The following is a 15290-nucleotide window of genomic DNA, read 5'->3' as shown; positions in this document are numbered from 1 at the left end:
AGGGGCTACCAGTGCATGCGGAAAAAATTACTCGCCTTTCACACGCTCAATATTCGCGCCCAGCGCGCGCAGTTTGTCTTCAATGCGCTCATAGCCACGATCGATGTGATAAATACGATCAACCAGCGTCGTACCTTCTGCAATGCATCCCGCCAGCACCAGGCTCGCAGACGCACGCAAGTCGGTCGCCATCACCTGCGCCCCGGAGAGTTTTTCAACGCCGTGGCAAATCACGGTGTTGCTCTCGATTTCCGCGTGCGCACCCATACGGATCAGTTCAGGCACATGCATAAAGCGGTTTTCGAAAATGGTTTCCGTGATGAAACCCGTCCCTTCCGCGACAAGGTTCAGCAGCGTGAACTGCGCCTGCATATCGGTCGGGAAAGCCGGGTGCGGCGCGGTGCGCACATTCACAGCTTTCGGACGCTGGCCATGCATGTCCAGGCTGATCCAGTCTTCACCGGTTTCAATATCCGCTCCGGCGTCACGCAGTTTAGCCAGTACGGCATCCAGCGTATCCGGCTGCGCGTTACGGCAGACGATTTTACCGCCGGAAATCGCCGCCGCGACCAGGAAGGTGCCGGTTTCAATGCGATCGGGCAGAACACGGTATACGCCGCCGCCCAGACGCTCAACGCCCTCAATGGTAATACGATCGGTGCCCTGACCGCTGATCTTCGCTCCCAGCGTCACCAGGAAGTTCGCGGTATCGACGATCTCCGGCTCACGCGCGGCGTTTTCAATCACGGTGGTCCCTTCGGCCAGCGTTGCCGCAGACATGATGGTCACCGTCGCACCGACGCTGACTTTGTCCATCACGATATGCGCGCCTTTCAGGCGACCATTAACAGACGCCTTCACATAGCCTTCTTCCAGCTTGATCTCAGCGCCCAATTGTTCCAGGCCGGTGATGTGCAGATCGACCGGACGCGCGCCGATGGCGCAGCCGCCTGGCAGAGAAACCTGTCCCTGACCAAAACGCGCAACCAGCGGCCCCAGCGCCCAAATCGACGCGCGCATGGTTTTTACCAGTTCGTAAGGCGCGCAGAAGATGTTGACCTGGCTGGCGTCGATCCAGACAGAACCGTTACGTTCCACTTTCGTTCCAAGCTGGCTGAGCAGTTTCATCGTCGTATCGATGTCTTTCAGCTTTGGAACGTTCTGGATCTCTACCGGCTCTTCTGCCAGCAGCGCCGCGAAAAGGATCGGCAATGCGGCATTTTTAGCGCCTGAAATTGTGACTTCGCCCTGGAGCGTTGTCGGCCCCTGTACACGAAATTTATCCATTATTCTGTTCTCTGTTAAGAATTCATATCTGCTACCGGCGTGTCGCCCGTCGCTCAAAAACCGTTAAGTTTGCGATCGCGTTCCCATTCCGCTGGGGTATACGCTTTGATCGATACGGCATGGATACGGTTATCCGCAATAAACTCCATCAACGGGCCGTAAACAGACTGCTGCTTCTTGACCCGGCTCATGCCGTCAAACATCTCACCCACGGCGATAACCTGAAAGTGACTGCCATCGCCAGAGACGTGGACTTCCTGGAGGGAGAGTGCGCTCATCAGCACGCTCTGAATTTCATGATTTTCCATGGGCTCTTCATTCGTTAAATAGGGAAAACAGCCCAACATCTTAGAGCAAAGTGGCGCTGTCATAAATAAGCAAAAAGCCCAGCTGATAAATCAGGCAAGGCTTTGGTGGCAAATCCCACTTAGGGGTTTTGCCGGATGGCGGCACAAGGCCTTATCCGGCCTACAAAAATTAACGTGGAAGCACGTCAGCAGGCAAATTATAGAGCTTCGCCAGCGTGTAAACCTTCTCGTTTACCCCTTGCAGCGAAACGCTGTTGCCCTGTCGCTTCGCCTGATCGACAAGATGCACCAGTAACGCCAGACCACCGGTATCCACCCGGGAGACCTGGCTCAGATCGATGCAGGTTACGCCTTTCATCGCATCAACGCGCGCATCCCACAGCGGGTTCAGCACGTCCTGGTCCAGCTCTCCCGCTAATGCCAGCGTGCCACCTTCGCGCGTCCAGCTAAGTGACTGCGTCATTATTTTTTTTCTTCCAGCGAAATTTTCTGACGAGAAATTGACTGCAACTGCGCGGTCAGGCCGTCGATGCCTTTGGTACGCAGCAGATCGCTCCACTCATTCTGTTTTGTGGTGATCATACTGACGCCTTCCGCGATCATGTCATAAGCCTGCCAGTTACCGGTCTGGGTGTTTTTACGCCACTGGAAATCCAGTCGAACCGGAGGACGGCCATTCGGATCGATGATCGTCACGCGGATCGGCACGATGGTCGCATTGCCCAGCGGTTGTTCCGGCGCAATCTGGTAAGTCTGGCCGTGGTACATCGCCAGCGCCTGACCATAAGCCTGTTTCAGGTATTCACGGAACGCCGCGAAATAGGCGTCACGCTGCGCCGGCGTCGCCTCCCGGTAGTAACGACCCAGTACCAGCGCACCCGCGTATTTCACCTGCACATACGGCAGCAGTTCCTGGTCAACGACGTCGCGCAGGTAATCCGGGTTGGCACGGATTTTCGGCTGTTCGTTTTTCAGACGATCGAAGGTTTTCTGCGCCGCCTCATTCATCAATTTATACGGGTTAGTCTGGTCCGCCGCGGTTGCCGCGCTCAACGGTGCAATGACCAGCAGCGCTACCATCATTAATCGCTTAAACATACATCGATTCTCCTGTGATTAATTTGTTGCGCCCGCAGGCGGTGTCGCTTCATTATTGCCTTCAGTTGGCGCTGGCGCATCGCCAGAATTCTTATTGTCGTCCCCTTTACTGTTGTAAAGGAACTGACCAATCATGTCTTCAAGCACCATCGCGGACTTGGTGTCCTGAATAGTGTCGCCATCTTTGAGGATAGACGTTCCCAGTTCAGGATCTTCAAACCCAACGTTTAACGCCAGATATTGCTCCCCCAGCAGGCCAGAGGTGCGGATACTCAGCGAACTGGTATCAGGAATGTGGTTATAGCGCTCTTCAATATCCAGCGTGACGCGCGGCAGGTAGGTTTTCGGATCCAGCGAGATATCCGCAACCCGGCCGACAACCACCCCGCCGATACGTACCGGAGAGCGCGCTTTCAGGCCGCCAATATTGTCGAAGGTCGCATAAATCGTGTAGGTCGGCTCCGTGCGCATCGAGGTGACATTGGCCGCTTTCAGGCAAACAAACAGCGCCGCCAGCAACGCAACCAGCAAGAAGATCCCTACCCAAATTTCACTTTTTTTCGTTTGCATGAACTCAATTCCCAAACATCAGTGCGGTCAACACAAAATCCAGACCCAGAACGGCCAAAGACGAGTGCACAACGGTGCGCGTGGTTGCGCGGCTAATCCCGGCAGAGGTCGGAATCGCGTCATACCCATTGAACAGCGCAATCCACGTTACCGTGATGGCGAACACCACGCTCTTAATCAAACAGTTCACGAGATCCAGACGCCAGTCGACGGCATCCTGCATCGCCGACCAGAAGAAACCGGCATCGATCCCCTTCCAGCTAACGCCAACCAGCGATCCTCCCCAGATGCCAACAGCCACGAAGATAATCGTCAGCAGCGGCAGCGAAATCACCCCCGCCCACAGGCGCGGAGAGATCACCCGGCGCAGCGGATCGACGGCCATCATTTCCATACTGGAGAGCTGCTCAGTCGCTCGCATAAGACCAATTTCTGCGGTCAGCGCAGACCCTGCGCGCCCGGCAAACAGCAACGCCGCGACAACCGGCCCCAGTTCACGCAGCAATGAAAGCGCCACCAGCATACCCAGGCTGGTTTCCGCGCTGTAGGTCGTCAGAACCAGATAGCCCTGCAACCCGAGCACCATGCCGATAAAAACGCCAGAGACGATAATAATGAGCATCGACAGGACGCCCACATTATAGAGCTGACGCACCAGCAGTGGCGCATGCTTGCGAAATTCCGGCTTACCAATCACCGCATTGAATAACATTAACCCGGCACGCCCGAACGTTCTGAGGGTTTTGATCCCCCGGTGTCCAAGCGATGCCAGCGCATTTAACAGCATGAGTGGCTTAACTCCCTGTTTCGAGTAAATCGGAGTGATAATCGCCCGCCGGATAGCGGAACGGAACCGGCCCGTCGGCAATACCGTCCAGGAACTGGCGGACGCGCGGGTCGGCATTTTCTTGCAGTTCCTTCGCGCTACCGTGCGCCACGATTTTTTTGTCCGCCATAATCCAGGCGTGATCGGCGATGCTCAGCACCTCCGGCACATCGTGGGACACGACAACGCAGGTTACGCCCAGCGTGCTGTTCAGTTCTGAAATCAGCTTCACCAGTACGCCCATCGTAATCGGGTCCTGACCCACAAACGGCTCATCGAACATAATGAGGTCGGGTTCCAGCGCAATAGCACGGGCTAATGCCGCACGCCGCGCCATCCCCCCGGACAGTTCAGAGGGCATGAGCTTTGCCGCGCCGCGCAGACCAACGGCTTCCAGTTTCATCATCACCGTGCTTTTCAACAGCGGCGCGGGTAAATTCGTGTGCTCCCGCAGCGGGTAGGCTACGTTATCAAACACATTCATGTCGGTGAACAGCGCCCCCGACTGAAACAGCATGCTCATCCGTTTTCGTACCGTGTACAACCGCGAGCGAGACATAGCAGGTACGTTTTCGCCATCAAACAGTATTTCCCCGCTATCCGGCGGGATCTGTCCGCCAATCAGTCGTAACAGCGTGGTTTTACCGATCCCCGATGGCCCCATGATCGCCGTGATCTTCCCGCGTGGCACGGTCAGGGAAATATTATCGAAAATGCAGCGGTCGCCACGCGAAAAGCTGACGTCGCGCATATCGACTAAATTCGCCACAGACTGACCCATTGATTCATCCTTTGTATCGCCTTGTTGATCTAAGCATGGCGCTGAATTTAGCCATGAACCCAACATATTTACAGAATATTACCTGCCCTGGTTAGCTAAAGCTGGCATTTGTTTTACTTTTTAGCCGCATAAAGTCAAAATTAAGACTTCGTTACGGCTTCCAGAAGATCCCTCCAGTGGACCGGCGAGTATACCTGAAGAAAGGACTTTAGATGCTTTTAGCTACGGCGCTGTTAATTATTGGTTTACTTCTGGTGGTCTACAGCGCCGATCGTCTGGTGTTTGCCGCATCGATTTTGTGCCGGGCAGTGGGGATTCCTCCGCTCATTATCGGGATGACGGTCGTCAGTATCGGAACATCATTACCGGAGATAATTGTCTCGGTTGCCGCGTCGCTTCACGGGCAACTGGACTTAGCCGTGGGCACCGCGCTCGGCTCCAACATCATCAATATCTTGCTGATTCTGGGCCTGGCGGCGCTGTTTCACCCTTTTACCGTGCATTCTGATGTTTTGCGCCGCGAATTGCCGCTAATGTTATTTGTCAGTGTGCTGGCGGGTTCCGTCCTGCACGATGGCGAGCTGAGCCGTAGCGACGGAATCTTTCTTCTGCTGCTGGCCGTGCTATGGCTGCTGTTCATTGTTAAGATCGCGCGCCTGGCGGAGCGACAGGGAAATGACAGCCTCACCCGGGAGCAGGTGGCGGAGCTGCCGCGCGAAGGCGGCTTACCCGTCGCGTTTTTGTGGCTGGGTATCGCGCTGATTATTATGCCGATGGCGACGCGGATGGTGGTTGATAACGCCACCGTACTGGCGAACTACTTCGCCATGAGCGAACTGACTATCGGCCTGACGGTGATTGCGATTGGCACCAGCCTGCCGGAGCTGGCGACGGCGATCGCGGGCATCCGCAAAGGTGAAAATGATATCGCCATTGGCAACATTATCGGCGCCAATATTTCTAATATCGCCATCGTTCTGGGGCTGCCTGCATTGATTACGCCAGGCGACGTCAACCCGCTGGCGTTTGGGCGTGACTATAGCGTGATGCTGTTAGTGAGCATTGTTTTGGCATTGCTGTGCTGGCGGCGTCCGCGCCAGATTGGTCGGGGCGCAGGCGTGCTGCTGACCGGCGGTTTTATCGTATGGCTGGCGATGCTGTACTGGCTATCGCCGCTTCTTATTGGATAACGGGAAAACGGACTATGTCGCACTTAGCGTTACAACCGGGTTTTGACTTTCAGAAAGCAGGCAAAGACGTCCTGGAGATTGAACGTGAAGGCCTGGCGGAGCTTGATCAATACATCGACCAGAACTTCACGCTCGCCTGTGAAAAAATCTTCTCGTGCACAGGCAAAGTCGTTGTCATGGGGATGGGAAAATCAGGTCATATCGGGCGGAAAATGGCCGCCACCTTTGCCAGCACCGGCACTTCCGCCTTTTTTGTTCACCCGGGCGAGGCCGCGCATGGCGATCTCGGCATGGTCACCTCGCAGGATGTGGTGATCGCGATTTCCAACTCTGGCGAATCCAATGAGATTGCCGCATTAATCCCGGTTCTCAAACGCTTGCAGGTGCCGCTGATTTGTATTACCGGGCGGCCAGAAAGCAGCATGGCGCGTGCGGCGGATGTGCATCTGTGTGTTAAAGTGCCGAAAGAAGCCTGCCCGTTGGGTCTGGCGCCGACCAGCAGCACCACGGCTACGCTGGTCATGGGCGATGCGCTCGCGGTCGCGTTATTAAAAGCCCGCGGCTTTACCGCCGAAGATTTTGCGTTGTCGCATCCGGGCGGCGCACTTGGCCGTAAACTTCTGCTGCGCGTTAACGATATCATGCACACCGGCGATGAAATCCCGCATGTGAATAAAAACGCCAGCCTGCGTGATGCCCTGCTGGAAATTACGCGTAAAAATCTCGGCATGACCGTCATTTGTGATGACACAATGAAGATTGACGGCATCTTTACCGATGGCGACTTGCGTCGTGTTTTCGATATGGGTGTGGATGTTCGCCAGTTAGGGATTGCCGACGTCATGACGCCAGGGGGAATTCGCGTTCGCCCCGGTATTCTCGCCGTTAACGCCCTGAACTTAATGCAGTCCCGTCATATCACCTCCGTTTTGGTTGCTGATGGCGACCAGTTACTGGGTGTGTTACATATGCATGATTTACTGCGTGCAGGCGTAGTGTAGAAACTCAAGGATAAAAGAAATGAGTAAAGCAGGTGCGTCGCTTGCGACCTGTTATGGCCCCGTCAGTACACAGGTTATCGCCCAGGCGGAAAACATCCGTCTGCTCATCCTCGATGTGGATGGCGTGCTGTCTGATGGTCTGATTTATATGGGCAACAACGGTGAAGAGCTGAAGGCCTTTAACGTCCGTGATGGCTACGGCATTCGCTGTGCGCTCACTTCCGGGATTGAGGTCGCTATTATTACCGGACGAAAGGCTAAACTTGTAGAAGATCGCTGTGCCACCCTGGGGATCACGCATCTCTATCAGGGGCAGTCGGACAAACTTATCGCGTTTGGCGACCTGCTCGATAAGCTGGGCGTTGCGCCTGAAAATGTGGCTTACGTCGGTGACGATCTGATCGACTGGCCGGTGATGGAAAAAGTGGGTCTGAGCGTTGCGGTCGCTGATGCGCATCCGCTCCTGATCCCTCGCGCCGACTATGTGACGCATATCGCCGGTGGACGCGGCGCGGTGCGGGAAGTGTGCGATCTACTCTTGCTGGCGCAGGGTAAGCTTGATGAGGCCAAAGGGCAATCGATATGAGTAAAACCAGACGTTGGGTTATCATTCTACTGTCGTTGGCCGTACTGGTGTTGATCGGAATTAATCTGGCGGATAAAGACGATCCTGCTCAGGTTGTGGTGAACACCAGCGATCCGACTTATAAGAGCGAGCATACCGATACGGTCGTCTATAGCCCGGAAGGCGCGTTGAACTATCGTCTTATTGCGCAGCACGTTGAATATTATTCAGAACAGGCGCTTTCGTGGTTTACCCAACCGGTATTAACCACCTTTGATAAAGATAAAGTCCCGACATGGTCGATTAAAGCGGATAAGGCGAAATTGACCGAAGACCGGATGCTCTATCTGTATGGTCACGTTGAAGTCAATGCGCTGGCGCCTGACGCTCAACTACGCAGAATCACGACGGATAACGCGACGATCAACCTGGTGACGCAGGATGTCACCTCTGAAGATCTGGTCACGTTATACGGAACAACATTTAACTCCAGCGGACTGAAAATGCGCGGCAACTTACGCAGCAAGAACGCCGAGCTGATTGAAAAGGTTAGAACCTCCTATGAAATTCAAAACAAACAAACTCAGCCTTAATCTTGTGCTTGCCAGCACACTTCTGGCCGCCAGTCTTCCGGCGTTCGCGGTCACCGGCGATACCGAACAACCGATTCATATTGAATCGGACCAGCAGTCACTGGATATGCAGGGTAACGTGGTGACGTTTACCGGAAATGTCGTCGTGACTCAGGGCACCATCAAAATCAATGCCGACAAAGTGGTCGTCACCCGTCCGGGCGGCGAGCAAGGCAAAGAGGTGATCGACGGCTTCGGCAACCCGGCGACGTTTTATCAGATGCAGGACAACGGCAAGCCGGTAAAAGGCCATGCCCAAAAAATGCATTATGAACTGGCGAAAGATTTCGTCGTCCTGACCGGTAACGCCTACCTGGAGCAGCTCGACAGCAACATCACCGGCGATAAGATCACTTACCTGGTGAAAGAGCAGAAAATGCAGGCGTTCAGCGAAAAAGGCAAACGTGTAACGACGGTTCTGGTGCCGTCGCAGTTGCAGGACAAAAACAAAGACCAGACCCCGGCACAGAAGAAGGGTAACTAATTCGTTATGGCAACATTAACTGCAAAGAATCTTGCGAAAGCCTATAAAGGCCGTCGCGTGGTGGAAGATGTCAGCCTGACCGTGAATTCCGGGGAGATCGTCGGTCTGCTCGGGCCGAACGGCGCAGGCAAAACCACTACCTTCTACATGGTGGTGGGCATTGTGCCGCGCGACGCTGGCAACATTATTATTGACGATGAAGACATCAGCCTGCTGCCGCTGCATGCCCGCGCGCGTCGCGGTATTGGCTATTTACCGCAGGAAGCCTCCATTTTCCGCCGTCTGAGCGTGTTTGATAACCTGATGGCGGTGTTGCAAATTCGCGACGATCTCACGACCGAACAGCGTGAAGACCGCGCCAATGAACTGATGGAAGAGTTCCACATTGAGCATCTGCGCGACAGCCTCGGACAAGCGTTGTCCGGCGGTGAACGCCGCCGTGTGGAGATTGCCCGCGCGCTGGCCGCAAATCCGAAATTTATCCTGCTGGATGAACCGTTTGCAGGCGTTGACCCGATTTCCGTCATCGACATCAAACGCATTATCGAGCACCTGCGCGACAGCGGTCTCGGCGTTCTGATTACCGACCACAACGTTCGTGAGACGCTGGCGGTGTGTGAACGCGCGTATATTGTCAGCCAGGGGCATCTGATCGCACACGGCACACCGACAGAAATCCTGCAAGACGAGCACGTTAAGCGCGTATACCTTGGGGAAGACTTCAGACTCTGATAGGGTAGAAGACTGCGACGTCACAGCGGGAGAAAACGACTCTGAACATGAAGCAAGGTTTGCAACTCAGGCTCAGCCAACAACTGGCGATGACGCCCCAGCTACAACAGGCCATCCGTCTGTTGCAGTTGTCTACGCTGGAACTTCAGCAGGAACTTCAGCAAGCGCTGGAGAGTAATCCGCTGCTTGAGCAAACCGATCTTCACGATGAAATCGACACGCGCGAAACCCAGGACAACGAAGCCCTGGATACCGCAGACGCGCTCGAACAGAAAGAGATGCCCGAAGAGCTGCCGCTTGACGCCAGCTGGGATGAGATTTACACCGCAGGTACGCCGTCCGGCACCAGCGGCGACTACATCGACGACGAGCTGCCGGTGTACCAGGGCGAAACCACGCAGTCCCTCCAGGACTACCTGATGTGGCAAGTCGGGCTGACTCCGTTCTCGGATACCGATCGCGCGATTGCCACCTCAATTGTCGATGCCGTTGATGATACCGGCTATCTCACCATTTCGCTGGATGACATTCTCGAAAGCATCGGCGATGAAGAGATCGGCCTCGATGAAATAGAAGCGGTACTCAAACGCGTTCAGCGCTTCGATCCCATCGGCGTGGCGGCGAAAGATCTCCGTGACTGCCTGCTGATCCAGCTCTCACAGTTCGATAAATCCACGCCCTGGCTGGAAGACGCCCGGTTGATCATCAGCGATCACCTCGATCTGCTGGCCAATCATGACTTCCGTACCCTGATGCGCGTTACGCGGCTGAAAGAAGAGGTGCTGAAAGAGGCGGTCAATCTTATCCAGTCGCTCGATCCCAGACCGGGTCAGTCTATCCAGACCGGCGAACCTGAATATGTGATCCCGGATGTGCTGGTGCGTAAGCATAACGGTTACTGGATGGTGGAGCTGAACGGCGACAGCATTCCCCGTCTACAGATCAATCAACATTATGCCGCCCTGTGCAACGGCGCGCGTAATGATGCCGACAGCCAGTTCATTCGCAGCAACCTTCAGGATGCGAAGTGGCTGATCAAAAGTCTGGAAAGCCGCAACGACACCCTGTTACGCGTGAGCCGCTGTATTGTTGAGCAGCAGCAGGCCTTCTTCGAGCAAGGCGAAGAGTTTATGAAACCGATGGTGCTGGCGGACATCGCCCAGGCCGTCGAGATGCACGAATCGACAATTTCCCGTGTGACCACGCAGAAGTATCTGCACAGTCCACGCGGCATTTTTGAACTGAAGTATTTCTTTTCCAGCCATGTGAATACCGAAGGCGGAGGCGAAGCCTCTTCCACGGCGATACGTGCGCTGGTGAAGAAATTAATTGCTGCGGAGAACCCCGCGAAGCCGCTGAGCGACAGCAAGTTAACCTCTATGTTGTCGGATCAGGGTATCATGGTGGCGCGCCGCACCGTTGCGAAGTACCGAGAGTCTTTATCCATTCCGCCGTCCAATCAGCGCAAACAGCTGGTTTGAACCAACCGATAAGGAAGACACTATGCAGCTCAACATCACTGGAAATAACGTCGAAATTACTGAAGCCCTGCGCGACTTTGTATCAACCAAATTCGCCAAACTTGAGCAGTATTTTGACAGGATTAATCAGGTCTACGTTGTTTTGAAAGTGGAGAAGGTAACACACATCTCGGATGCGACACTGCATGTAAACGGTGGCGAAATTCACGCCAGCGCGGAAGGTCAGGATATGTATGCCGCCATTGACGGTTTGATCGATAAACTGGCAAGGCAGCTAACGAAACACAAAGATAAACTGAAACAACACTAATTGTCCGGGCAGTTAGCGAGTGCAGGACGGCCTGTTGTGACGCACAACAGGCCATTTGTACAGTTAGCGCTCCGAATCTGCCTCATCAGGAATCATTCTGATGGAACAGGTTCTTAGGTGAAATTATGACAAATAACGATACGACTCTACAACTGAGCAGCGTACTTAACCAGGAATGTACGCGCAGCGGCGTTCACTGCCAGAGCAAAAAACGTGCGCTGGAGATTATCAGTGAACTGGCGGCAAAACAGCTCAGCCTGCCTCCGCAGGTGGTATTTGAAGCAATCCTGACGCGTGAGAAAATGGGCAGTACCGGCATTGGCAATGGTATCGCCATCCCGCACGGCAAGCTGGAAGAAGATACGCTGCGCGCCGTCGGCGTGTTCGTCCAACTCGAAACGCCTATCGCTTTCGATGCCATTGATAATCAACCGGTCGATCTGCTTTTCGCCCTGCTGGTGCCCGCAGATCAAACCAAAACGCATCTGCATACACTGTCGCTGGTCGCTAAACGTCTGGCGGATAAAACCATCTGCCGCCGTCTGCGCGCCGCGCAGAGTGACGAAGAGCTGTATCAAATCATCACTGACACCGAAGGTGGAAAGGATGAGGCATAACCACCCAATGGCATCTGTTGTGAGGAGAAACGGTACATGGTACTGATGATCGTCAGCGGTCGTTCAGGGTCAGGGAAATCTGTCGCCCTGCGTGCGCTGGAAGATATGGGTTTTTACTGCGTGGACAACCTCCCCGTGGTGCTGTTGCCCGATCTGGCTCGTACGCTGGCCGATCGCCAGATTTCTGCGGCCGTCAGCATTGACGTGCGTAACATGCCTGAGTCCCCTGAAATTTTCGAGCAGGCGATGAACAACCTGCCCGATGCGTTTTCACCACAGCTTCTGTTCCTTGATGCCGATCGCAACACGCTGATTCGCCGTTACAGCGATACGCGCCGTCTGCATCCGCTTTCCAGCAAAAATCTCTCCCTGGAGAGCGCCATCGACCAGGAAAGCGATCTGCTGGAACCGCTGCGTTCCCGCGCCGATCTGATTGTCGATACCTCTGAAATGTCCGTGCATGAACTGGCGGAAATGCTGCGTACCCGTCTGCTGGGCAAGCGCGAACGCGAACTGACAATGGTGTTCGAGTCCTTCGGCTTCAAGCACGGTATTCCAATTGATGCCGATTATGTTTTTGACGTGCGCTTCCTGCCTAACCCACACTGGGACCCGAAACTGCGTCCAATGACCGGCCTCGATAAACCGGTTGCGGCATTCCTCGACAGGCACACAGAAGTACACAATTTTATCTACCAGACTCGCAGCTATCTTGAGTTATGGTTACCCATGCTGGAGACAAACAACCGTAGCTATCTCACCGTAGCCATCGGCTGTACCGGCGGGAAACACCGTTCGGTGTATATTGCAGAACAGCTGGCAGACTACTTCCGCTCACGCGGTAAGAACGTGCAGTCACGCCATAGAACGCTGGAAAAACGCAAAACATGACCGTGAAGCAGACTGTAGAAGTCACGAACAAGCTGGGTATGCATGCCCGGCCAGCCATGAAACTGTTTGAATTAATGCAGGGTTTTGAGGCCGAAGTGCTGTTACGCAATGATGAAGGCACCGAAGCCGAAGCCAATAGCGTCATCGCCCTGCTGATGCTGGACTCTGCTAAAGGTCGCCAGATAGAAATTGAAGCCACCGGCCCGCAGGAGGTCGAAGCGCTGGCGGCGGTGATCGCGCTGTTCAATTCAGGATTCGACGAAGATTAGGCCATTTCGCTTTCGTCTCTTCCTCATCCCCCAGAAAACGCCACCCGGCGTTTTTTTATTCCCTCGTCTTTCTGCCTGCGTCGATATTGTACATTCCGTGCGCTTTTCCGTCCTGATTAAACCTTAAGAAAACCTTAAGAGGGGTTGTTTACGTTCTATTTAAGTTGAGCGTTCATACTGGTTCTATTAGCAACATTACCAGGAGATCTCATGATACTTTTATCTGAACAAAATCCCCTGGGCACCGGACGCCATCGTAAATGTTATGCGCATCCGGGCGATGCCCAACGCTGCATTAAGATCATTTACAATGCCGACCGCAGCGGCAAGAAAGAGATCCGCCGCGAGCTGAAATATTACGCGCATCTGTCACGTTACCTGCAAGACTGGAGCGGCATCCCGCGCTATCACGGTACGGTAGAGACCGATTGTGGTACGGGCTACGTCTACGATGTGATAACCGATTTCGATGGCAAACCGTCCGTCACTCTGACTGAATTTGTGGCGCAGTGCCGCAATAACGAAGATGCCGCCGTCCTGCGCCAGTTGCTGAAAACGCTCAAGCGTTATATCTACGATAACCGCATCGTCACCATGACCCTGAAGCCGCAAAATATTCTGTGTCACCGCATTAGCGAATCCGAAGCGATCCCGGTGATCTGCGACAACATCGGCGAGAGCACGCTGATCCCGCTGGCAAGCTGGTCAGCCTGGTTTTGCCATCGCAAACAGGAAAGACAGTGGGAACGGTTGATTGCCCAACCGGGTCTGGTGGCGGCGCTGAAGATGAACCGCCAGGAAGAAGACAAAAGCGCGCTGCCGCTCCCCTCTCTTGAGGCCGCGCGTCAGCACAATCTTAATACAGATGGTTACGCGTCATAAACGATTCGCCGCCCAACTGGCGCATTTGACGCAAAATCCACGCCTGACGGCTACGCACGTAGCCTGAAGGCGCGTTCGCTTTAAAGCGTAAAGGGTTCGGCAGCACCGCCGCCAATAGCGCGGCTTCTGACATACTTAACCGGCTGGCAGGTTTATTAAAATAGCGCTGCGACGCCGCTTCCACGCCAAACACGCCATCGCCAAACTCCGCAATATTCAGGTAGACGGTCAGAATGCGTTTTTTACTCCAGACGGTTTCCAGCCCGACGGTGAGCCCGGCCTCCAGCCCTTTACGCAGCCAACTGCGGCCATCCCATAAAAAGAGATTCTTCGCCGTTTGCTGAGAAAGCGTGGACGCCCCACGAATTCGGTTTTCATTGCGCTCGTTGTGCGCCAGCGCCTTCTCAATGGCCGAAACATCAAAGCCCCAGTGTTCCGGGAATTTCTGGTCTTCCGCCGCAATCACCGCCAGCCCCATCCACGGCGAGATCTCATCCATGCCAGCCCAGTCGGAATGCGCAACATAGCCGAAATCGCCTTGCAGCCACGCGCTAATCTGCCGTTCCACCATCACTGCGGAAAAAGGCACCGGAACGACACTGAACAGCGCGATGCCGCCGCCCCAAAAAACCGCCAGCACCACAAGGATGCGCAGGAGCAAACGGCGCAGGGACGCCAGCGGAGTGAAACGCCCTTTACTCATTCAGCCAGAACCAGTACGCGAGACACCAGTTTTTCAATGCCGGTCGCCGCCTGTGCAATATCCTGCGCCAGCATGTAAGCAGGCGTGGTGACAATTTTGTTATCTTCATCCACCACAATATCGTCAACCGGACATGGCACATGCTCGGCCCCCATATCTTCCAGCACTTCCGCCGTATCGATATCGGTGCCAATCGTCAGACGAAGCGGGAAACCAAAAATCCGGGGCAGCATTGCCGGGGCAATGCACATAAACCCTAACGGCTTACCCGACTGGTGCATGGCGATTGCCAGCGCGGCCAGGTCGCTATCTACCCGGCACTCGCTGCCCTGGCTGGCAAAATTACTCAGGTTTTTCGCCGCGCCAAATCCACCCGGAACAATCAGCGCGTCCAGATCGCTGGAGACCGCCTGGGCGAGTGGACGAATTTCCCCCCGCGTAATGCGCGCGGCTTCGATCAGAACATTTCGCGTCTCCGCCATCGCTTCGCCCGTCAGGTGATTAATCACATCAGCCTGCTGTTTATCCGGCGCAAAGCAGATGGCCTGCGCGCCGCTGCGGGCAATCGCCAGAAGGGTCAGAACGGCTTCATGAATCTCGGCGCCGTCGTATACGCCACATCCACTGAGCACTACGCCAATTTTTTTCATCGTGATGATCCTT

21 protein-coding genes are annotated in these 15290 nt (G+C 54.7%); 12 read left to right on the top strand and 9 right to left on the bottom strand.

What is annotated here, in order from left to right; translation table 11 throughout:
- Positions 1 to 27 precede the first annotated feature (27 nt).
- From murA to mlaF, 7 genes are all read right to left on the bottom strand, one after another.
- Entirely contained in the window at positions 28 to 1287 is a 1260-nt protein-coding gene (gene murA / locus OGV82_RS09830) for a UDP-N-acetylglucosamine 1-carboxyvinyltransferase (protein WP_012135322.1), read from the bottom strand.
- 53 nt (positions 1288 to 1340) lie between these two features.
- Positions 1341 to 1595 carry a BolA family iron metabolism protein IbaG gene (gene ibaG / locus OGV82_RS09825; protein WP_024130986.1) on the bottom strand — a complete coding sequence of 85 codons (255 nt, stop codon included), beginning with the start codon at positions 1593 to 1595 and terminating at the stop codon, positions 1341 to 1343.
- 169 nt (positions 1596 to 1764) lie between these two features.
- Entirely contained in the window at positions 1765 to 2058 is a 294-nt protein-coding gene (gene mlaB, locus OGV82_RS09820; protein WP_047460986.1) for a lipid asymmetry maintenance protein MlaB, read from the bottom strand.
- On the bottom strand, positions 2058 to 2693 hold the full coding sequence (mlaC, locus tag OGV82_RS09815; RefSeq protein ID WP_012135325.1) for a phospholipid-binding protein MlaC: 636 nt from the start codon (positions 2691 to 2693) through the stop codon (positions 2058 to 2060). The genes mlaB and mlaC overlap by 1 nt, the downstream gene beginning before the upstream one ends.
- Before the next feature lie 18 nt (positions 2694 to 2711).
- A complete protein-coding gene (mlaD, locus tag OGV82_RS09810) occupies positions 2712 to 3263 on the bottom strand; it encodes an outer membrane lipid asymmetry maintenance protein MlaD (RefSeq protein ID WP_012135326.1) in 552 nt (183 codons plus the stop codon).
- 4 nt (positions 3264 to 3267) lie between these two features.
- Complete coding sequence (gene mlaE, locus OGV82_RS09805) at positions 3268 to 4050, bottom strand: lipid asymmetry maintenance ABC transporter permease subunit MlaE (protein WP_047460983.1); 783 nt, start codon at positions 4048 to 4050, stop codon at positions 3268 to 3270.
- Between the two features lie 7 nt (positions 4051 to 4057).
- Positions 4058 to 4870, bottom strand: a complete 813-nt coding sequence (gene mlaF / locus OGV82_RS09800; RefSeq protein ID WP_012135328.1) for a phospholipid ABC transporter ATP-binding protein MlaF — start codon at positions 4868 to 4870, stop codon at positions 4058 to 4060.
- Positions 4871 to 5082: 212 nt separating this feature from the next.
- Between mlaF and OGV82_RS09795 the strand changes: the two genes are divergently transcribed.
- The 12 genes from OGV82_RS09795 to yrbL all read left to right on the top strand — a co-directional run bounded on the left by OGV82_RS09795 (position 5083) and on the right by yrbL (position 13924).
- Positions 5083 to 6060: a calcium/sodium antiporter gene (locus tag OGV82_RS09795; RefSeq protein WP_012135329.1), complete on the top strand. Its 978-nt coding sequence runs from the start codon at positions 5083 to 5085 to the stop codon at positions 6058 to 6060.
- Positions 6061 to 6074: 14 nt separating this feature from the next.
- Positions 6075 to 7061, top strand: coding sequence for an arabinose-5-phosphate isomerase KdsD (gene kdsD / locus OGV82_RS09790; protein WP_012135330.1), 987 nt, complete (start codon positions 6075 to 6077; stop codon positions 7059 to 7061).
- A 19-nt stretch (positions 7062 to 7080) separates the two neighbouring features.
- Positions 7081 to 7647 (top strand): 3-deoxy-manno-octulosonate-8-phosphatase KdsC, encoded by a 567-nt coding sequence (kdsC, locus tag OGV82_RS09785; protein ID WP_012135331.1) that lies wholly within the window; start codon positions 7081 to 7083, stop codon positions 7645 to 7647.
- The gene (gene lptC / locus OGV82_RS09780) at positions 7644 to 8219 is read left to right on the top strand and encodes an LPS export ABC transporter periplasmic protein LptC (RefSeq protein ID WP_012135332.1); all 576 of its coding nucleotides are present in this window, start codon (positions 7644 to 7646) and stop codon (positions 8217 to 8219) included. The genes kdsC and lptC overlap by 4 nt, the downstream gene beginning before the upstream one ends.
- Positions 8188 to 8742, top strand: a complete 555-nt coding sequence (lptA, locus tag OGV82_RS09775; RefSeq protein WP_047460976.1) for a lipopolysaccharide ABC transporter substrate-binding protein LptA — start codon at positions 8188 to 8190, stop codon at positions 8740 to 8742. The genes lptC and lptA overlap by 32 nt, the downstream gene beginning before the upstream one ends.
- A 6-nt stretch (positions 8743 to 8748) precedes the next feature.
- Complete coding sequence (lptB, locus tag OGV82_RS09770) at positions 8749 to 9474, top strand: LPS export ABC transporter ATP-binding protein (RefSeq protein ID WP_012135334.1); 726 nt, start codon at positions 8749 to 8751, stop codon at positions 9472 to 9474.
- A gap of 47 nt (positions 9475 to 9521) precedes the next feature.
- A complete protein-coding gene (gene rpoN / locus OGV82_RS09765; protein ID WP_012135335.1) occupies positions 9522 to 10955 on the top strand; it encodes an RNA polymerase factor sigma-54 in 1434 nt (477 codons plus the stop codon).
- A gap of 22 nt (positions 10956 to 10977) precedes the next feature.
- On the top strand, positions 10978 to 11265 hold the full coding sequence (hpf, locus tag OGV82_RS09760) for a ribosome hibernation promoting factor (RefSeq protein WP_012135336.1): 288 nt from the start codon (positions 10978 to 10980) through the stop codon (positions 11263 to 11265).
- Between the two features lie 125 nt (positions 11266 to 11390).
- Positions 11391 to 11882 (top strand): PTS IIA-like nitrogen regulatory protein PtsN, encoded by a 492-nt coding sequence (ptsN, locus tag OGV82_RS09755; protein WP_012135337.1) that lies wholly within the window; start codon positions 11391 to 11393, stop codon positions 11880 to 11882.
- Positions 11883 to 11918: 36 nt separating this feature from the next.
- Entirely contained in the window at positions 11919 to 12773 is an 855-nt protein-coding gene (gene rapZ / locus OGV82_RS09750) for an RNase adapter RapZ (RefSeq protein WP_012135338.1), read from the top strand.
- On the top strand, positions 12770 to 13042 hold the full coding sequence (npr, locus tag OGV82_RS09745) for a PTS phosphocarrier protein NPr (protein ID WP_012135339.1): 273 nt from the start codon (positions 12770 to 12772) through the stop codon (positions 13040 to 13042). The genes rapZ and npr overlap by 4 nt, the downstream gene beginning before the upstream one ends.
- 210 nt (positions 13043 to 13252) lie before the next feature.
- Positions 13253 to 13924, top strand: coding sequence for a PhoP regulatory network protein YrbL (yrbL, locus tag OGV82_RS09740; protein ID WP_047460966.1), 672 nt, complete (start codon positions 13253 to 13255; stop codon positions 13922 to 13924).
- Here yrbL and mtgA read toward each other — a convergent pair.
- Both mtgA and elbB read right to left on the bottom strand, forming a co-directional pair.
- The gene (gene mtgA, locus OGV82_RS09735; protein ID WP_047460963.1) at positions 13899 to 14627 is read right to left on the bottom strand and encodes a monofunctional biosynthetic peptidoglycan transglycosylase; all 729 of its coding nucleotides are present in this window, start codon (positions 14625 to 14627) and stop codon (positions 13899 to 13901) included. The two genes, yrbL and mtgA, sit on opposite strands and share 26 nt — an antisense overlap.
- Complete coding sequence (gene elbB / locus OGV82_RS09730) at positions 14624 to 15277, bottom strand: isoprenoid biosynthesis glyoxalase ElbB (protein WP_012135342.1); 654 nt, start codon at positions 15275 to 15277, stop codon at positions 14624 to 14626. The genes mtgA and elbB overlap by 4 nt, the downstream gene beginning before the upstream one ends.
- Positions 15278 to 15290 lie beyond the last annotated feature (13 nt).

Source organism: Citrobacter sp. CK191 (genome assembly GCF_030333435.1).
Classification (GTDB): domain Bacteria; phylum Pseudomonadota; class Gammaproteobacteria; order Enterobacterales; family Enterobacteriaceae; genus Citrobacter_B; species Citrobacter_B koseri.
The sequence above is the reverse complement of the archived record's forward strand: the minus strand, read 5'-3'. Positions and strand labels throughout refer to the sequence as shown.

Excerpts from the sequence above, each read along its gene's own strand:
- murA (WP_012135322.1), bottom strand. The coding sequence starts at position 1,287 with ATGGATAAATTTCGTGTACAGGGGCCGACAACGCTCCAGGGCGAAGTC.
- ibaG (WP_024130986.1), bottom strand. The coding sequence starts at position 1,595 with ATGGAAAATCATGAAATTCAGAGCGTGCTGATGAGCGCACTCTCCCTC.
- mlaB (WP_047460986.1), bottom strand. The coding sequence starts at position 2,058 with ATGACGCAGTCACTTAGCTGGACGCGCGAAGGTGGCACGCTGGCATTA.
- mlaC (WP_012135325.1), bottom strand. The coding sequence starts at position 2,693 with ATGTTTAAGCGATTAATGATGGTAGCGCTGCTGGTCATTGCACCGTTG.
- mlaD (WP_012135326.1), bottom strand. The coding sequence starts at position 3,263 with ATGCAAACGAAAAAAAGTGAAATTTGGGTAGGGATCTTCTTGCTGGTT.
- mlaE (WP_047460983.1), bottom strand. The coding sequence starts at position 4,050 with ATGCTGTTAAATGCGCTGGCATCGCTTGGACACCGGGGGATCAAAACC.
- mlaF (WP_012135328.1), bottom strand. The coding sequence starts at position 4,870 with ATGGGTCAGTCTGTGGCGAATTTAGTCGATATGCGCGACGTCAGCTTT.
- OGV82_RS09795 (WP_012135329.1), top strand. The coding sequence starts at position 5,083 with ATGCTTTTAGCTACGGCGCTGTTAATTATTGGTTTACTTCTGGTGGTC.
- kdsD (WP_012135330.1), top strand. The coding sequence starts at position 6,075 with ATGTCGCACTTAGCGTTACAACCGGGTTTTGACTTTCAGAAAGCAGGC.
- kdsC (WP_012135331.1), top strand. The coding sequence starts at position 7,081 with ATGAGTAAAGCAGGTGCGTCGCTTGCGACCTGTTATGGCCCCGTCAGT.
- lptC (WP_012135332.1), top strand. The coding sequence starts at position 7,644 with ATGAGTAAAACCAGACGTTGGGTTATCATTCTACTGTCGTTGGCCGTA.
- lptA (WP_047460976.1), top strand. The coding sequence starts at position 8,188 with ATGAAATTCAAAACAAACAAACTCAGCCTTAATCTTGTGCTTGCCAGC.
- lptB (WP_012135334.1), top strand. The coding sequence starts at position 8,749 with ATGGCAACATTAACTGCAAAGAATCTTGCGAAAGCCTATAAAGGCCGT.
- rpoN (WP_012135335.1), top strand. The coding sequence starts at position 9,522 with ATGAAGCAAGGTTTGCAACTCAGGCTCAGCCAACAACTGGCGATGACG.
- hpf (WP_012135336.1), top strand. The coding sequence starts at position 10,978 with ATGCAGCTCAACATCACTGGAAATAACGTCGAAATTACTGAAGCCCTG.
- ptsN (WP_012135337.1), top strand. The coding sequence starts at position 11,391 with ATGACAAATAACGATACGACTCTACAACTGAGCAGCGTACTTAACCAG.
- rapZ (WP_012135338.1), top strand. The coding sequence starts at position 11,919 with ATGGTACTGATGATCGTCAGCGGTCGTTCAGGGTCAGGGAAATCTGTC.
- npr (WP_012135339.1), top strand. The coding sequence starts at position 12,770 with ATGACCGTGAAGCAGACTGTAGAAGTCACGAACAAGCTGGGTATGCAT.
- yrbL (WP_047460966.1), top strand. The coding sequence starts at position 13,253 with ATGATACTTTTATCTGAACAAAATCCCCTGGGCACCGGACGCCATCGT.
- mtgA (WP_047460963.1), bottom strand. The coding sequence starts at position 14,627 with ATGAGTAAAGGGCGTTTCACTCCGCTGGCGTCCCTGCGCCGTTTGCTC.
- elbB (WP_012135342.1), bottom strand. The coding sequence starts at position 15,277 with ATGAAAAAAATTGGCGTAGTGCTCAGTGGATGTGGCGTATACGACGGC.